Raw genomic sequence first — 14,437 nt, forward strand, 5'->3', positions numbered from 1 at the left:
CATCAGGATCAGCTCCTGATGTCGCAGGAGTAAGACAAACTGAAGCCAGTAATGGAATACCAGCTGTACACACTGGAACGGAAAAGACATGAGTGCTCATTAACCCGTCAAGGTTATACGGATGGTGAAGAATGATGTAACTCAGGCAAGAGCATACGAATGATGCGGAGAGGAATCCGTTGTTTTGTGCTGTCCTGGGTAGTTGGTTAGTGTGAACGGCTTCCGTTACGCTTCAGCAGGATTGTCCATTATAAGGAATACACGTAGGAGGAACGGCAAGAACATATGAATACTTTAAAACAACAATGGTTTGGCAACATTCGCGGAGACGTGCTGGCAGGCATTACGGTAGCGCTGGCGTTAATTCCGGAAGCCATTGCTTTCTCCATCATTGCCGGTGTCGATCCGATGGTCGGGTTGTACGCTTCGATTACGATTGCGATTGTGATCTCGATTGCTGGTGGAAGACCAGGTATGATCTCGGCGGCAACAGGTGCCATGGCGGTACTAATGGTTGGACTCGTCAAGGATTATGGCGTGGAATATCTTTTTGCGGCTACGATTTTGACGGGCATTATCCAGTTTCTACTGGGCATATTCAAGGTTGGGCGGTTTATTACGTTTGTGCCTCATTCGGTACTGACCGGATTCGTGAATGCACTGGCTATCCTGATTTTTATGGCGCAGTTGACCCACTTCACGGGAGCGAACTGGATCATGTATGCGATGGTGGCGGGCACGTTAGCGATCGTTTATATTTTGCCACGGTTTTTCAAAGGCGTTCCAGCTCCACTGATTGCAATCATCGTGATGACGATTATTACCGTGGTGTTTCATCTGGATGTAAGAACGGTCGGCAATATGGGGAATATAACGAGCACTCTGCCGATGTTCCATTTGCCGAATATTGCATGGACTTGGGACACGCTGATGATTCTGCTGCCTTATTCATTCACTATGGCACTGGTTGGTTTGCTGGAATCTCTACTGACCGCAACCATCGTGGATGAGATGACCGAGACCAAGAGCAGCAAGAACCGTGAGGTGCGTGGTCAGGGTATCGCAAATTTTGTGAACGGTTTGTTTGGCGGTATGGGCGGTTGTGCGATGATTGGGCAGTCGGTCATTAATGTGAAGTCTGGCGGACGTGGAAGATTGTCTACGTTTACTGCGGGTGCGTTTCTCGCGATCCTGTTGCTGCTGTTCAGCGGTGTGGTGAAACAGGTTCCGATGGGTGCGCTCGTCGGTGTAATGTTTATGGTGTGTATCGGGACATTCGACTGGAGTTCCATCAAAAATATTGCCCGTGTTCCGCGGGCGGAAGCCTTTGTCATGATCGTGACGGTGGCAATTGTAGTCTATACCCACGATCTGTCGATCGGGGTCATGGTCGGCGTTGTGCTCAGTGTGCTGCATTTTGGCTGGAAACAGACCAAGATCCGCGTACAGGCGAGCCAGGAACAAGGGCAGAAAGTATACCGGGTTCACGGACCGTTCTTCTTTGGTTCTTCCTCCCGCTTCGTGGATGAGTTCGATGCAGAGACCGATCCGAAGGAGATCACGATTGATTTTGGAGGCTCACATATCTGGGATAATACCGCGGTTGTGGCTATTGGCAAAGTGAAGTTCAAATACGCGAAGCTTGGCAAAACCGTGCACCTGCGCGGGTTAAACGAGGAGAGTTCCCGTATTCTTGAACGGAGTGGATTTGCTACAGCTGGCGGGCACGGTTCGTAATTTGGTTGGACGAAGGTGCAAGTCGAAATGTGGTTATGCAGATAAGGTGAAAACTCAAAGTGAGCGGACATTAGATATCCCTATGTAGAGACAACATAAAAAGATACTTTTTAAACAGAGGCGCACTTTTTCCCTAATGTAAATCGGGGAGAGGGCGTCGTTGTTTTTTATAAGAGAATGTGGTCTGTACTGCGAAGTAGTAGTAGTAGTAGTAGTAGTAGTTCTAGTAGAAGTATAGGTAGTGTTGGTTGTTTTTGGTTGATAATGATGGTGTTGGTGTTGGTGTTTCTAGTTCTTTTTTGTAGTTGATGTTCTGGTTCTAGTAGATGTTGTTATTGCTGTAGCTGATGTTACTGTGTTGATGCTTGTGTCCTTCCCTATGTGTAAATTCTAACGAACCTGGCACGTCTTATATGGGGTTATTTCATGTTTTCGTTATTTTAACGAATCTTAGACATCTTATTATGCTGATTCCACCCATACTGATGCCGTTTCGCGGGTATTTCCGAGTAATAAGGTGACTGGAGTTCGTTAGAAAATTCAAACGGCTCTAATTGTCGGAATAGGGTGTCCTGGATTCGTTAGAATTAGTGGTACGTGAGAGGTTCAGCGTAAGAGTTATTTTCAAACCGCGAGAAATCTTGAAAGAGTTATTCCAGATACCTTTCAATTCCTGAAACTTTTGCAAAATAGCTTCCTTTTGATCATTATTTAGGATGACCTTCACAACAATTTATAGAATCATAGCAGCTATCTCTATCTCAACGATATCTCTCAACTATCCTGGGATTATGAACATAACGATCCATTACATCCATCTCAAAAAGTACCATAGACAGTGTGACCCGCTATGCCCTCAGCCTGACCACGTGCAGTTCAATCCTCAATCCCATTCTACAGAGTTAAAGTCATACTTCGAGCTAGCGCCTTAGCTTGCTCCACTCATCATCATTTTCAGAGAGGCTCCTATAGTTACTGTCAAAATCAACCTCAAACTCACTTGGTCGATACAAGTTACGCTGATCTTGGAATTTTGTGCTACAAGTTGGGGGTGTAACGCTGTATCCCCTTTTGTTTTGCTTGACTAACGTGTAAACTACAGGGTATGGAGAAGAAGAGCAACGAGTGGATTGCTTTTTAAAAAATTCATTTCATAATCATGATTGAACTAAGGAAAACTAGTCTTGATGGCAGATACTGATAAAGAAGTCATTATGAAATGGACTTATCTAAATGAATATACAGAGGTGTAACGATTGGCAAACTTTGAACAACTAGGCATTCGCCCGGAATGGTGCGAGATCCTTAAACATCAGGGCATCGCCGTGCCGACTCCGGTACAGGAGCGTTCGATTCCGGTACTGCTGGGTGGACGCGATATTATCGCCGAGGCACAGACAGGAACAGGGAAAACGCTGGCATTTTTGCTGCCGATTATTCAGAAAATTAACGTATCCGACCGTTCTCCGCAAGCGCTGATTATTGCGCCTACGCGTGAGCTTGCGCTGCAAATTACGGAAGAAGCGAAGAAGCTCACGGCAAACGACGATAAACTGCACGTGCTTGCTGTATACGGCGGGCAGGATGTGGACAAGCAACTGCGTAAATTGCAGAACGGTACCCAGATCGTTATTGGTACACCAGGTCGACTCCTGGATCACCTGCGCCGTGGCACGTTGAAGCTTGATAATGTGAAAAAACTGGTGCTGGATGAAGCCGACCAAATGTTGCACATGGGCTTCCTGGACGATGTGGAAACGATTCTTAGTGAGCTGCCACACAAACGTCAGACAATGCTGTTCTCAGCAACGATGCCAAAGGGTATTCGCAACCTGGCGAAGACCTATATGAAAGATCCGGAAGATGTGAAGGTATCTTCTCAATCTGTTATTCCGATCAAACAGATTCGCCAGCAAGTGCTGGAATGTACGGATCGCGGTAAATTAGAAGCACTTCGCGGCATGATTGATACGTATCGCCCATACTTGGCGATTATTTTCTGCCGGACCAAGCGTCGTGCATCCAAGCTGAACCAAGATTTGCGTGAAGCAGGTTATGCAAGTGATGAACTTCATGGAGATCTGTCCCAATCCAAGCGTGAGAACGTAATGAAAGCGTTCCGCGATGCCAAACTGCAAGTGCTGGTTGCTACAGATGTAGCTGCACGTGGACTTGATGTTGAAGGCGTAACGCATGTATTTAACTACGATATGCCGCATGATGCGGAAAGTTATATCCACCGGATTGGTCGTACGGGCCGTGCAGGCGGTACAGGTCTTGCTGTAACGTTTGCAACAGAGCACGACAGACCGGAACTTGCACGTATTGAACAAGGTATCGACCAGAAGCTATCACGGATCCAGTGGACGAGCGAAGGTCCAATTGCTTCAACTGGAGCAGCTAGACGTTCCATCAACAGTCAAGGGGATGACGAGCGTTCAGGCGGACGCTCTTCCGGAACTGGCAGTGCCCGTCGCGGTGCAGGCCGTAACGATCGCAGAGATGGCGGACGTGGGGGGCGTGGTTCCCGCGGTGGCGAAGGTGGACGCAGTGAAGGCGGCCGCAGTGGTGGTCGTAGCGGTGGCCGCAGCAGCGACAGCAGTCGCGGTGCAGCAGGCCAAGGTGGACGCGGTGCGGGTCGCAGTGGCGACGAGCGCAGCGCAGGTCGTGGTTCCGCGCGCAGCAGCGACAGCAGTCGCGGTGCAGCGGGCCAAGGCGGCCGCGGTGCAGCTAGCAGCGGATGGGCTGGCCGTAGCGCCGACAAGCGCAGCTCCGGGCGCAGCAGCGAAGGCTCTCGCCGTCCGGAATCCGCAGGACGCGGACCGGCGAAGGGCGACCGTCGCGATTCTCGTCGCGGACGGTAAAGCCTTGACGCAAGCGGCGGAGGTAGCCGCACTTGCGCAGGCACCATGCCATGCCACAGCGTTTGGCATGGCACATATGAGAGGGTTCGGGTACAGATGTACCGAACCGTCAGATCAAGGGTCGTGACGGAACCACGTCGCGGCCCTTTTTTCACCAGGACAGATGATCATTTCCGCTTATTCTTTCTGTCATCTGCGAGTGCCTGTTTGCGCGCCTGCTTGATCCATGGAAGATGCCATTTAGGGATGCCCCATCTAGTTTTTCTTTCTGTACGTGTACTGCGTATAGCACGTGGCAGACTTCCATAAAATTCAAAACACCTCATCCTAGACCTAAGGATGGGGTGTTTTTGGATTAATTCTTATATCATTAGAATCATAACCTTCGATCTGTGGTGCTGACGCGCATGCAGGGATGGATGAAATTGCATTCGTCTATATACAGGGAGTGAGTTTGCACTAAACTACGTTTTTCTTTCTCAATATATCATCCCTACAGCTGAACATCTGCGTATTGATCCCGATATTTCTCGTTATACACCCGGCCTACTGACTCTGCCAATCCCCCGCGTGCCTTGCTCGGATAGCGTTCAATCGTGTGATAGAGCCGCATGAATCGATCCTTGGGCATAAAGCGGGCGTAGCGGGTAATAAGACTAGGGAATAACTCAATATATTTGCTCTTGCGCACGGCAGCAGCAGCTACGGCTGTAAGTATCTGAATTCCATTGTGAAGCTGTAAAATGTTCACTTCATAGGTCGCGATATAACGAATCGCATCTTCACGGATCAAGTCCGGCTTAAGCCGCGCAATCTCACCGATATATTCAGCCAGCAGCCGCTCGAAGCTGCGTAACAGCAAGGGCTTGAGTTGCAGATCCATGTCACTGCGCAGGACAAAGGATTGTAACAGCGCAACCTGTTGCAGTCGAATCCGGTCATTGTAGACGAGGGAGCCGATCTCGCGGAGCATCTCATAGGCAAGTGCTTCATCCTGCTTTCGGGCTTCGGCGACCAGAGCCCAGTTGCGGTTGATTCCCTGGCGGATGAGTTCCTCATCCTGTTGCAACGTGCGCTTCAACTCGCGCTGCTGCTCTACCTCGAATGAACGTTTCTGCATGAAGATCAGTAAGGCCAGAAGCAGCAGGGAAACGCTGGCTGCCGCCATGGTCTGATCTATGGTCTCACCAAAATAGGTGGCCGCTGCACCGAACAATACCGTAATGAACAGGTCGCGTGCAATGCGGCGTTTCACACGGGAAGTTGCCTTCGCCTGAACGGAATTGAGGGTACCCCGGCCACAGGCCGTGCACTCCTCTTCCCACAGGCAGGTGTACTGTCCACAACGGGTGCAGACTTGCAACTTTTCATAGGCATAGGTCGTTCGTTGAAATGGTCGTATGGATACAACTAGTTTAGTACTCATGCTCAATCACGCTCACCATTCAGAATAGTGTAGAGGGTACGATCCGTGTCTTCGCTGGAGACCGGTTTCCGCCGATGAAGCTGGAGTGCAATTACCTTTATGATGACAAAAAGAAACAATATGGCGAGGCATCCGTATGTAACCATAATTCGTTCCCTTCTATGGCTTGGTAAACAAGCACTGTTATATTGCAGTTTGCTGGCAATAACTATATCATATTTCCATAGTTGGTACTTTTGTGCCAGTTCAAGGCATGAAATCGTCGATTTTTGTCAGTCATTACAAAACTGTAACTCAAGATAGGGGTGCTTTTCAGAATTTGTTAGTAGACTGTTAAGATTTCCTTAAGGCTTGACGCCTATAATAAACTATTCCCATTTTAATCTCAAACGTGAAGGAGTACACCCAATGCTGCGGACACGCAAAATACGCTGGCTCAGCGGAACGATGGTTCTGCTGGCAATTCTAACGCTACTGTTACCTCAAGCGTTGCTGCCAAAAGCTGCAGCGGCTCAGGCACAGACAAGCGGAATCGATGCGGTACTTGTAGCCGATGTAAGTAACTCAATGAATACAAGTGACCGTGACAAGATCAGTAATGAAGCCATGAAAATGTTTATTGATATGCTGCCAGTCCAGGGGGACAAGGTAGGGATTGTCGCTTATACCGATCAGGTGGAGCGGGAAAAGGCTATGCTGGAGATTCAGTCCGATGCGGACAAGAGCAGCCTGAAGGATTTTATTGATCAGCTCGGCCGGGGGCCATATACCGATGTATCTGTAGGTGTCGCCGAAGCCGTGAACATACTGAATCATGGTGCAGATCCATCCCACTCGCCAATGATCGTGCTGCTGGCGGATGGCAACAATGACTTTAACAAAACCAAAGGCCGTACACAGGCACAATCCGATGCTGACCTGGCAAAAGCCGTGAAGGAAGCACAGGATCAGGGTATCCCGGTGTATACGATTGGACTGAACGCGGATGGCAAGTTGAACAAAAATGCACTCGCAGACCTGGCCCAGCAGACCGGAGGCAAGTCATTCATTACCGATACGCCGGATGATCTACCACATATTTTGAGTGAGATCTTCGCCGATCATGCCAAACTGAATGTGGTGAAGCTGCCCTCTGTAACGGGAAACGGCAGTTATCAGGAAGTTACCGTGAATGTACCGAATGACAGTGTATTGGAGGCAAACATTTCGATCATGTCCTCGAAGCCGGTGGAAGTGCAATTGACGGACCCTTCCGGACAAGCCGTGGATCTAAACTCAGACGCAGCAAAGCTCTCGACGTCGAAGAGTTATTCACTCGTGAAGCTGTTGAAACCCCAAGAAGGTGACTGGAAACTTCGGGTAAAAGGGGCTCCGAAAGACAGCATCGATATCAACCTGTTGTTCAACTATGATCTTCAGCTCGTTGTGGACCCAATTAAGACCAAGTCCTATACCAAAGGGGACGAGGTTGATCTTGCAGCCAAACTGGAGAATGGCGGTCAGCCGCTTCAGGATAATGATCTGTATGCAGATATGAAGGCCACGCTGGTCGTGAAAGATGTGGATACGGGCAAGAGTGAAGAACAATCGCTGGAAAACACAGGTTCTGGTTTTGCCGGAACGTTTGAAGTACCAGACAATCATAACTATGAATTGGTCATCCGTGCGGAAGAAGACAGCTTCTACCGTGAAAGTGCGCCGATTATGATCAACGCGAGCGGAGCAGCCGGAAGTGGGACTCAACCAACAACGCCAGGCGGTGAACAGGAGAAGCCATTTCCTTGGTTGCCTGTCATCCTGGGTGTTATAGCCCTGATTGTGGTCGGTGTTGGTGTCTGGTTCCTGATGGGTTGGCTGAAACGCAAAAACCGGGGTTTTGTAGGTCAGATGATTGTGGAGATTCGAGATGAGAACACGGGAGACAAGTCATATCCACAATATAAAAAGCTGGTATCCTTCCGGGGCAGATTCCATCTGCATCAGTTGTTGCAACTGGACCCTGAGCTGAAGGAAACCGAAAAATATGTATTTACGCCCAGCAATGGGGATCGAATTATAATCCGTAACACCGCAGGCGGTACGCTGGAGAAATCCGGTCGTGCAGTTGATGCAAGCTCAGGCGTTGAACTGAAGAACGGTGACCGACTGAGCATCCCGCTGCAACAGGCGGACAAGACCATTTTAATTGAGTATCTGGTGTAAGTTGATTGTTTGGTTTAAAAGGAATGCAAATTTAAGTTGGATATAATTGTTTACACGAGAACGGAGAGGACAGAGAAAACCTGAAGAAGCGAAGCGTTCGCCTAAAAGCTTTCTGAAAGAAAGCTGCATCGGAAGCATACGCTTATCCTCAGATTTTCCCCTTTAGAAAAGGGAACCAAAAAAATCTGAGGATAACAGCGATCGGAAGGTTACTCTGTCATCGGAGTGGCAAGTGTAATGAGTTTGTGCCCAACTGGTCTAACTAAAGGGAGGACATGGAATGAAACCGATTGTTAGAGAACATATTCAGCAACTGGATGTATCACTTGGCGGAGGTATTGTCAGTGAGAAGATCAGAGTTGATACAATTGATAACCCCATTCTGATTATTGGTCTGGGGGGAACGGGAATTGACGCGCTGCTGCGACTGAAATATCAGATCAATCGTCGTTTCAAGCTGCCACAGGACCCGGTGTCCAAGAAGAAAATGGACAAGCCGGACAATGTGGAGTTTCTGGCTTTTGAAACGAACGAACAGGATCGCGCCAAAAAGTATAAAGGAATCGGACTTGATCCGATCAATGAATTCGTGCTGCTATCCAATGCCGAGATCGGCGGACTTCTTCAAAACCGCAGCGTGCTGGAGCCATATATTACAGACTGGCTGTCTCCCGAACTGAGCATCACGGACGGCATGAATGGCGCCGCAGGTGTGCGTCAGGCTGGACGTCTGCTCCTGTTCACGAAGATTAATCAGGTCGTGCAGGCCATCGATAAAAAGATCAAAACCTTATCTGTAGGCACCAACAAAAAACTGATGGTATTCCTGCTGACAGGTCTGTCCGGCGGTACAGGCAGCGGCTGTTTCCTCGATATTTCCTATATCGTGCGTGGCATTATCGAACGTGATCACGGCTCTGCCGGGATTGATCGCGTGAATACGCTTGGATATCTGTTCACACCAGACGTGAACCTGTCCAACAAAAGCTTGAGTGAACACACTCGCGAGTATATTCGCAAGAACGGATATGCTGCGCTCAAAGAGCTGGATTACTGGATGAACGTGGATAGCCGTGGTGAGCGATTTACACAAAAGTACGGCAATATTTTAACCGTCAACTCACCACTGCCGCCATTTAACCTGTGTCACCTGATCTCTGCGACGAATACCGAAGGCAAACTGCTGGAGAACGCCTACGATTACTGCATGAACGTCACGGCCGAGAACATTACCAACTTCATGGCAAGTGAGGAAAAGCAGTCTGGTGAGGAGTTCGCGATCCATGACTATATCAGCAACATTCGCACCAACATTGCACAGATGAACAAGGTGTACCCGGCTAACTATGATTACAACATCATTGGTGCATCTTCGGCTGTACTGCCAATTGAAGAGATGACCACCTATCTGGCTTACCGGATGTTCGACAAAATGAACACCATGTTCTCCAAAGCACCGAACCAGGAGGACACCGAGAAGTTTGCCCGCAAGCTGGGTATTGATCTCGAAAGTGTGGTCAAGTCCTTTGAAGCGCGCGTGCCAGAGCCACTGCCTGGTTATCAGAACAGCGAACGTCTATCTTATGGCAACGTGGTGAAATCACAGGTTGTGAACATGGACACCGAACTGGAACAGAACTTCCTGGCGCGTGCTCGCGAGGAATATATCAAGGCGAAGAAACAACTGCCGGGTGAGATTGCCGGTCAGTTCACCGAACAGATCCGGCGTATGTTTTTGCATCCCGAACAAGGTCCGTTCTATGTCTCCCGTCTAATTTATACGGAAAAAGGCTTCTGTGTACTGAAGATGATTCAGTCGTACATCGAAACTTTGCGTGAGAATGCCTTCCGCATTCCGCGTGATATTGAAGCAGCTCAGGAGCAGTCCGAAGAGAAGCTGGGCGATGCGAAGAGTGCTTTTGTCTCCAAAGAGAAGAAAAAGAATGCTTATATTGAAGCAAAAATTCATGAGTACTGGCTGCACGCCGACGTGGAACGCAATGATCAGATGATCGAGTTCTATGAAGATCTGTATGAGTTGCTGAACCAGGAAAACAGCCGCATTTATAACGTATTTACCGAAACGTTGAACGCCCTTAGCTCGATATTCGCCAAGAACGGTGATCTGTTGACACGCGGCGAAGAACAAGCCGATCATAAAGGCAACAAGACATATTACTGGAACGTCGTAAGTGTCCCGGATATCGTCAGTGTGGTGGATGGGCTGTTGGATAAGCGTGATACAGATGATCTGATCCGTGACTTCTCCCGTGAATTGCTGGAAAACTCCAGCCAGTGGGTGAAAGAAAACGAGATTGATATCGTCAGTTCCATCTCTGACTTCCTGAGTGAGAAATTTGGTGATCTGATTACCCGATCCATGGAAGATTTCCTGGTGATCAAATACGGTCAGGATGAGTCGGTTGAGAAATTCGTGGAACGTTTCATTGCTGGCAAGCTGGATGATGAGGCCGTTCCGGTGTTTAATCTGAGCAACAGTACGGGCAGTCTGCATTTCCCTTCATGGGGATTTGTATCGGTACCGGCACAGGCGCCGGGCATTCTGAAAGGGATTCGTAATTATCAGAACAATGCGGTAGGCAAGTCTCATTTTACCGTCAAGGAAAGTGAAGTTCGCAACCGGATTTTCTGGCTGAACACCCGCAACGGGGTACCACTCTTTGTGTATACACCGCTCAAGGTATATGAGGAAAGTTATGAACGTACCATTTTGGACAAAGAAGGCATTGGTCGTCACTTGGTGCAAACGGAGAAAAACAACTGGACCTATCTACCGTCTCCGATTCCGGAGAAATCATGGGGAGATGTGTACGAGAACGCCCGCGTGAAGCAGTATAACGCCCGTGTACGTAGCGAATTCGAGCAGGCGCTCGGATACAACATCGTGACAGCCAAATCCATTGATGAGAATACAAGTAACCGGTATGCGATTGTGACAACAGAAGCGTTTGATCTGTCTGCCAAACTGGGAGCCTACGACATGCGTCTGACGTCCACTACGCCGAACCTCGGGGAAGTGAAGCGGGCGGTGATTGAGCTGAAACGTCTGCAATCCGAAGGGTTGCCACGTGTAGGGGTTAAGGATATTTTCGGCAGTATTAATGAAGATATGGCCAAAGAAAACCTGGTACGCTCTCCGCAACTGATTGCACGTGTCCGTGAGGAACTTGCGAAGATGAATGCCATCTCAGCCAAAGTCGCCGAACTCGAAGGCATTCTTGCCCAGTACCAGGACGAGGAGCAATGGTATGACCGCTTCATCGAAGCGTTATATACCGATACCATCGTCAAAAAAGGTGCGCTCTACGTCTATGACCGTGACCCGGAAGAAGACGCATGGGAGCCGTTCGCAAACTTGATGAAGAGCCGTAACTTTGCCGAGTATGAAGTGTTTGGCAACTTCCGCGGTCTGGCGGAGAAGGATCGCAGTACATTGCTGCGCAAAGCCTCCCGCCGCGATAACGATCTCACGGCTTCAGAGGATATCACCCCACTGCTGACAAAGCTGGATGATCTAGCTGGGCTGTTCATGGAATCGCGCGATCGTCTCGAATACGAGCGGGTAGAACTGGCTAACGGAGAAGACATCTATCAGTTCTACAGAACGATGTCGTCCAAGTTGAACGACATTCGCAGAAGGCTGAAGTAAGATGGCGGCCGGGATGGAGTTCAATTCGAACAATACCCTGAGGCGCGATCTGGAGGATTATGCAGCGCAGTATGCAATAGAGCAGGAGCGTCAAGGCAGCCTGGGGGATGGACGCAGCAGTATCCATTACCCGGCGCTGTTCCTGTTTGTGGGTGATCTGGTTGCACCTGCTGTGTCTGCTGTGCAGGAGATCAATCGGCTGAAATGGGATAACGGAGACGGTGTGGTCTACGTTCAGATTGGGACAGAAGATCAGAAAGCGGGTTCGGGTGAAACGAGGAATGGTGGCTCTTCCGATGACGCTCAGGTGACTCTTCACCGCTTGCCTTTGTCCACTGGGCAGACAGAGCGACCATCCAAAACACGGCGTAAGGATGTGCACCACAGTTTCCACGAATCGGATCAGGCGCTCTACGATCTGAATCGTACGCTTCGGCGGGTCAGTAACCGAATTGCCGAATATGGACGGTTATACTCGTCATTTGATCGGATTTACGTTACGGTGGTAACCAGAGCGGATGATCCGTTGAATGTATTGTTGCCAGAGCTGACCAAGCTGACGGAGACCATTTTGTCCCAAGCCTTCAAGTCCGTGCAGACGGATCTGCATGTGTTGGTCAGCGAGATGGAACAGGTAGATTCCTTCGGATATGCCAGCGCAGCAGGCCTCGCTTTTCTGCGGGAACTGGATTATATGCAGTCGCTGGACTACACGTTCAGCGGTAAACTGCTGGTAACGGAGGATGGGATCTCCATTCCGGTTACACATCCCGCTTCCCCGTTGTTTGATCTGGTATATCTGTTGTCCGACAAAAATGAGCGTGGAACCGGCGTTCCCGGTGGTTGGATCGAAAATGCCGAGATCATCTGCCGCATCTGCCTGTTGAAGAACAGGAAGCAGGATGTGGATCACTCGGGTAGCGTTTCAAGCACGGGAGCGAACACGTACAACAATACATCCTTTAAAAACAATATTCGTACCACCTCTGATCAGCATGGTTATGCAAGTGCGGGTTTTGCCGAGATCAGGCGGCCAAACAAGCCAATTGCACTGGCGGTGTTATATCACATGTATCGGTATCTGCTCGCACGCATGCGGCAAGAGCCGGATTGGAGCATTAAGGACAAGCTCGCTTTCTTTGGACTGGACGCAGCCTCAGTGGAACGCAAAGTCGAAGGCCTGCTGCCCAATGAAGATCTGGTTAGTGGCATGAGTGGCATCATGACGCATAATGTCAGTTTCTCCGATCTGAAGCCGCTCTCACTTCGTGAAGCGGAGAGAGCGTTGTTTGGACAAGGAGCTGAAGCGTACTTCCGCGATAACGTTGTTCGTCTTGTCGAAGAGCGTGTGCGCGAACGCAGCTCTGGCGGCTCTCTGCGCCGTCAGGCCGAACAGTCCCGCGCGGAGCATCCAGAGGTTGGTTACTTCCAGTGGGCAGCCTGGAGTGACAGTGAGCCTGGCAGTGTACGTGAAGCGCTGCTCGGACTGATTCGGGACAAATCGATGCAGCTTGAATCGGCACGTGCTCTGCTGGAGCAACGTCAGCAAGAGCGAGTGGAAGATCAGTCGTTCAAACGAGCGTTGTTCCGTGATAAACAGAATGTACGCAATCTGATTGACTGCATGCTCGAGCGAGTATATGTACCCAAGGTAGAATTACTGCGACTGGAAAATGAATTACATCTGCTGCGCATCTACGATACGGAGATGGAAGAGCTTCACCGTTTCAGTCGCCACGTCACAGTAGCACTTGAAGCGCTGGAACGCACACTGCGAGAGACAGCTACCCAAAGTATCGCTGCTGCGGATGAATACATTGGACAGAACGTGATGGAGTACTACGGCAAAGTGACGGAAGAGCTAATCATCGACCTGGAAGCCAAACGCGGACGGGACGTATGGTTTGAGGACCGTTACATGGGAGACATGAACCGGCTTGCCACAGAAGGCGATGATCGTCTGTTGAAACGGATGATGGAGGTATGTCACTCGTTGCTGCTTACGGCCGAGCCGTTGCGACTGCCATTTGAAGAAGAGTTGTTGCAGCGAGCCAATGTAACGATTGCCTACGGAGACAAAGACGTATTAACCCGGGATGATCTGTTCCGCAGGTTGTACCACACGCTGGAGGATCAGGCGGTTGTTCGGGTCCGGGTATTCGATTATACGCAGGAACATCGATATGAAGAGAAGTATTTCTTTGGTGATCATCATAGTGCTTTCATGGACTATGCGGCACATGCCGAAGAGACGTCACGCATCTACAAGCTGGGTGTAGTGTACGAAGAACGCAGCAGTGGTGTAGAGAAGCTGAATCTGATGGGAGGTTTTCATCTGGAGGATCTCATGGTGTATCGGAACGGTAAGGTATATTACGACTCATATACGGAAAATGGCTATGAACTTCACCCCGCAGGTCTGGTGGAGAAGTTGTCACCCATCCGTTAAGACGTCTGGCGGCATTATGGATGGAAGGGAGGTACAGATTGGCTGCTGATGCGAAGTTGCGCCGAGCAAACCCGATGTTTGTCTGCGAC

General features: G+C 49.6%; 7 protein-coding genes. 5 read left to right on the top strand and 2 right to left on the bottom strand.

What is annotated here, in order from left to right:
- Positions 1 to 285: 285 nt before the first annotated feature.
- Positions 286 to 1,737 carry a SulP family inorganic anion transporter gene (locus tag QVE09_RS15410; RefSeq protein WP_315937487.1) on the top strand — a complete coding sequence of 484 codons (1,452 nt, stop codon included), beginning with the start codon at positions 286 to 288 and terminating at the stop codon, positions 1,735 to 1,737.
- Positions 1,738 to 2,993: 1,256 nt separating this feature from the next.
- Positions 2,994 to 4,601 (top strand): DEAD/DEAH box helicase, encoded by a 1,608-nt coding sequence (locus tag QVE09_RS15415; RefSeq protein WP_315937488.1) that lies wholly within the window; start codon positions 2,994 to 2,996, stop codon positions 4,599 to 4,601.
- Positions 4,602 to 5,094: 493 nt separating this feature from the next.
- Here QVE09_RS15415 and QVE09_RS15420 read toward each other — a convergent pair whose 3' ends face one another.
- Together QVE09_RS15420 and QVE09_RS15425 are read right to left on the bottom strand one after the other, a co-directional pair.
- The gene (locus QVE09_RS15420) at positions 5,095 to 6,027 is read right to left on the bottom strand and encodes a hypothetical protein (protein WP_315937489.1); all 933 of its coding nucleotides are present in this window, start codon (positions 6,025 to 6,027) and stop codon (positions 5,095 to 5,097) included.
- A gap of 2 nt (positions 6,028 to 6,029) precedes the next feature.
- Positions 6,030 to 6,173, bottom strand: a complete 144-nt coding sequence (locus QVE09_RS15425) for a hypothetical protein (protein WP_315937490.1) — start codon at positions 6,171 to 6,173, stop codon at positions 6,030 to 6,032.
- Positions 6,174 to 6,435: 262 nt separating this feature from the next.
- Between QVE09_RS15425 and QVE09_RS15430 the strand changes: the two genes are divergently transcribed.
- The 3 genes from QVE09_RS15430 (at position 6,436) to QVE09_RS15440 (ending at position 14,348) form a co-directional block, all read left to right on the top strand.
- Positions 6,436 to 8,229, top strand: coding sequence for a vWA domain-containing protein (locus tag QVE09_RS15430; RefSeq protein ID WP_315937491.1), 1,794 nt, complete (start codon positions 6,436 to 6,438; stop codon positions 8,227 to 8,229).
- Between the two features lie 280 nt (positions 8,230 to 8,509).
- Positions 8,510 to 11,899: a tubulin-like doman-containing protein gene (locus QVE09_RS15435; protein WP_315937492.1), complete on the top strand. Its 3,390-nt coding sequence runs from the start codon at positions 8,510 to 8,512 to the stop codon at positions 11,897 to 11,899.
- A gap of 1 nt (position 11,900) precedes the next feature.
- Positions 11,901 to 14,348, top strand: coding sequence for a transcription initiation factor TFIID (locus QVE09_RS15440; RefSeq protein ID WP_315937493.1), 2,448 nt, complete (start codon positions 11,901 to 11,903; stop codon positions 14,346 to 14,348).
- The last annotated feature ends 89 nt before the right edge of the window (positions 14,349 to 14,437 follow it).

This window comes from Paenibacillus sp. ClWae2A (genome assembly GCF_032452295.1).
Taxonomy (GTDB): domain Bacteria; phylum Bacillota; class Bacilli; order Paenibacillales; family Paenibacillaceae; genus Paenibacillus.

What these genes read in the sequence shown, in the direction of transcription:
- QVE09_RS15410 (WP_315937487.1), top strand. Translation starts at nt 286, where the DNA reads ATGAATACTTTAAAACAACAATGGTTTGGCAACATTCGCGGAGACGTG.
- QVE09_RS15420 (WP_315937489.1), bottom strand. Translation starts at nt 6,027, where the DNA reads ATGAGTACTAAACTAGTTGTATCCATACGACCATTTCAACGAACGACC.
- QVE09_RS15425 (WP_315937490.1), bottom strand. Translation starts at nt 6,173, where the DNA reads ATGGTTACATACGGATGCCTCGCCATATTGTTTCTTTTTGTCATCATA.
- QVE09_RS15430 (WP_315937491.1), top strand. Translation starts at nt 6,436, where the DNA reads ATGCTGCGGACACGCAAAATACGCTGGCTCAGCGGAACGATGGTTCTG.
- QVE09_RS15435 (WP_315937492.1), top strand. Translation starts at nt 8,510, where the DNA reads ATGAAACCGATTGTTAGAGAACATATTCAGCAACTGGATGTATCACTT.
- QVE09_RS15440 (WP_315937493.1), top strand. Translation starts at nt 11,901, where the DNA reads ATGGCGGCCGGGATGGAGTTCAATTCGAACAATACCCTGAGGCGCGAT.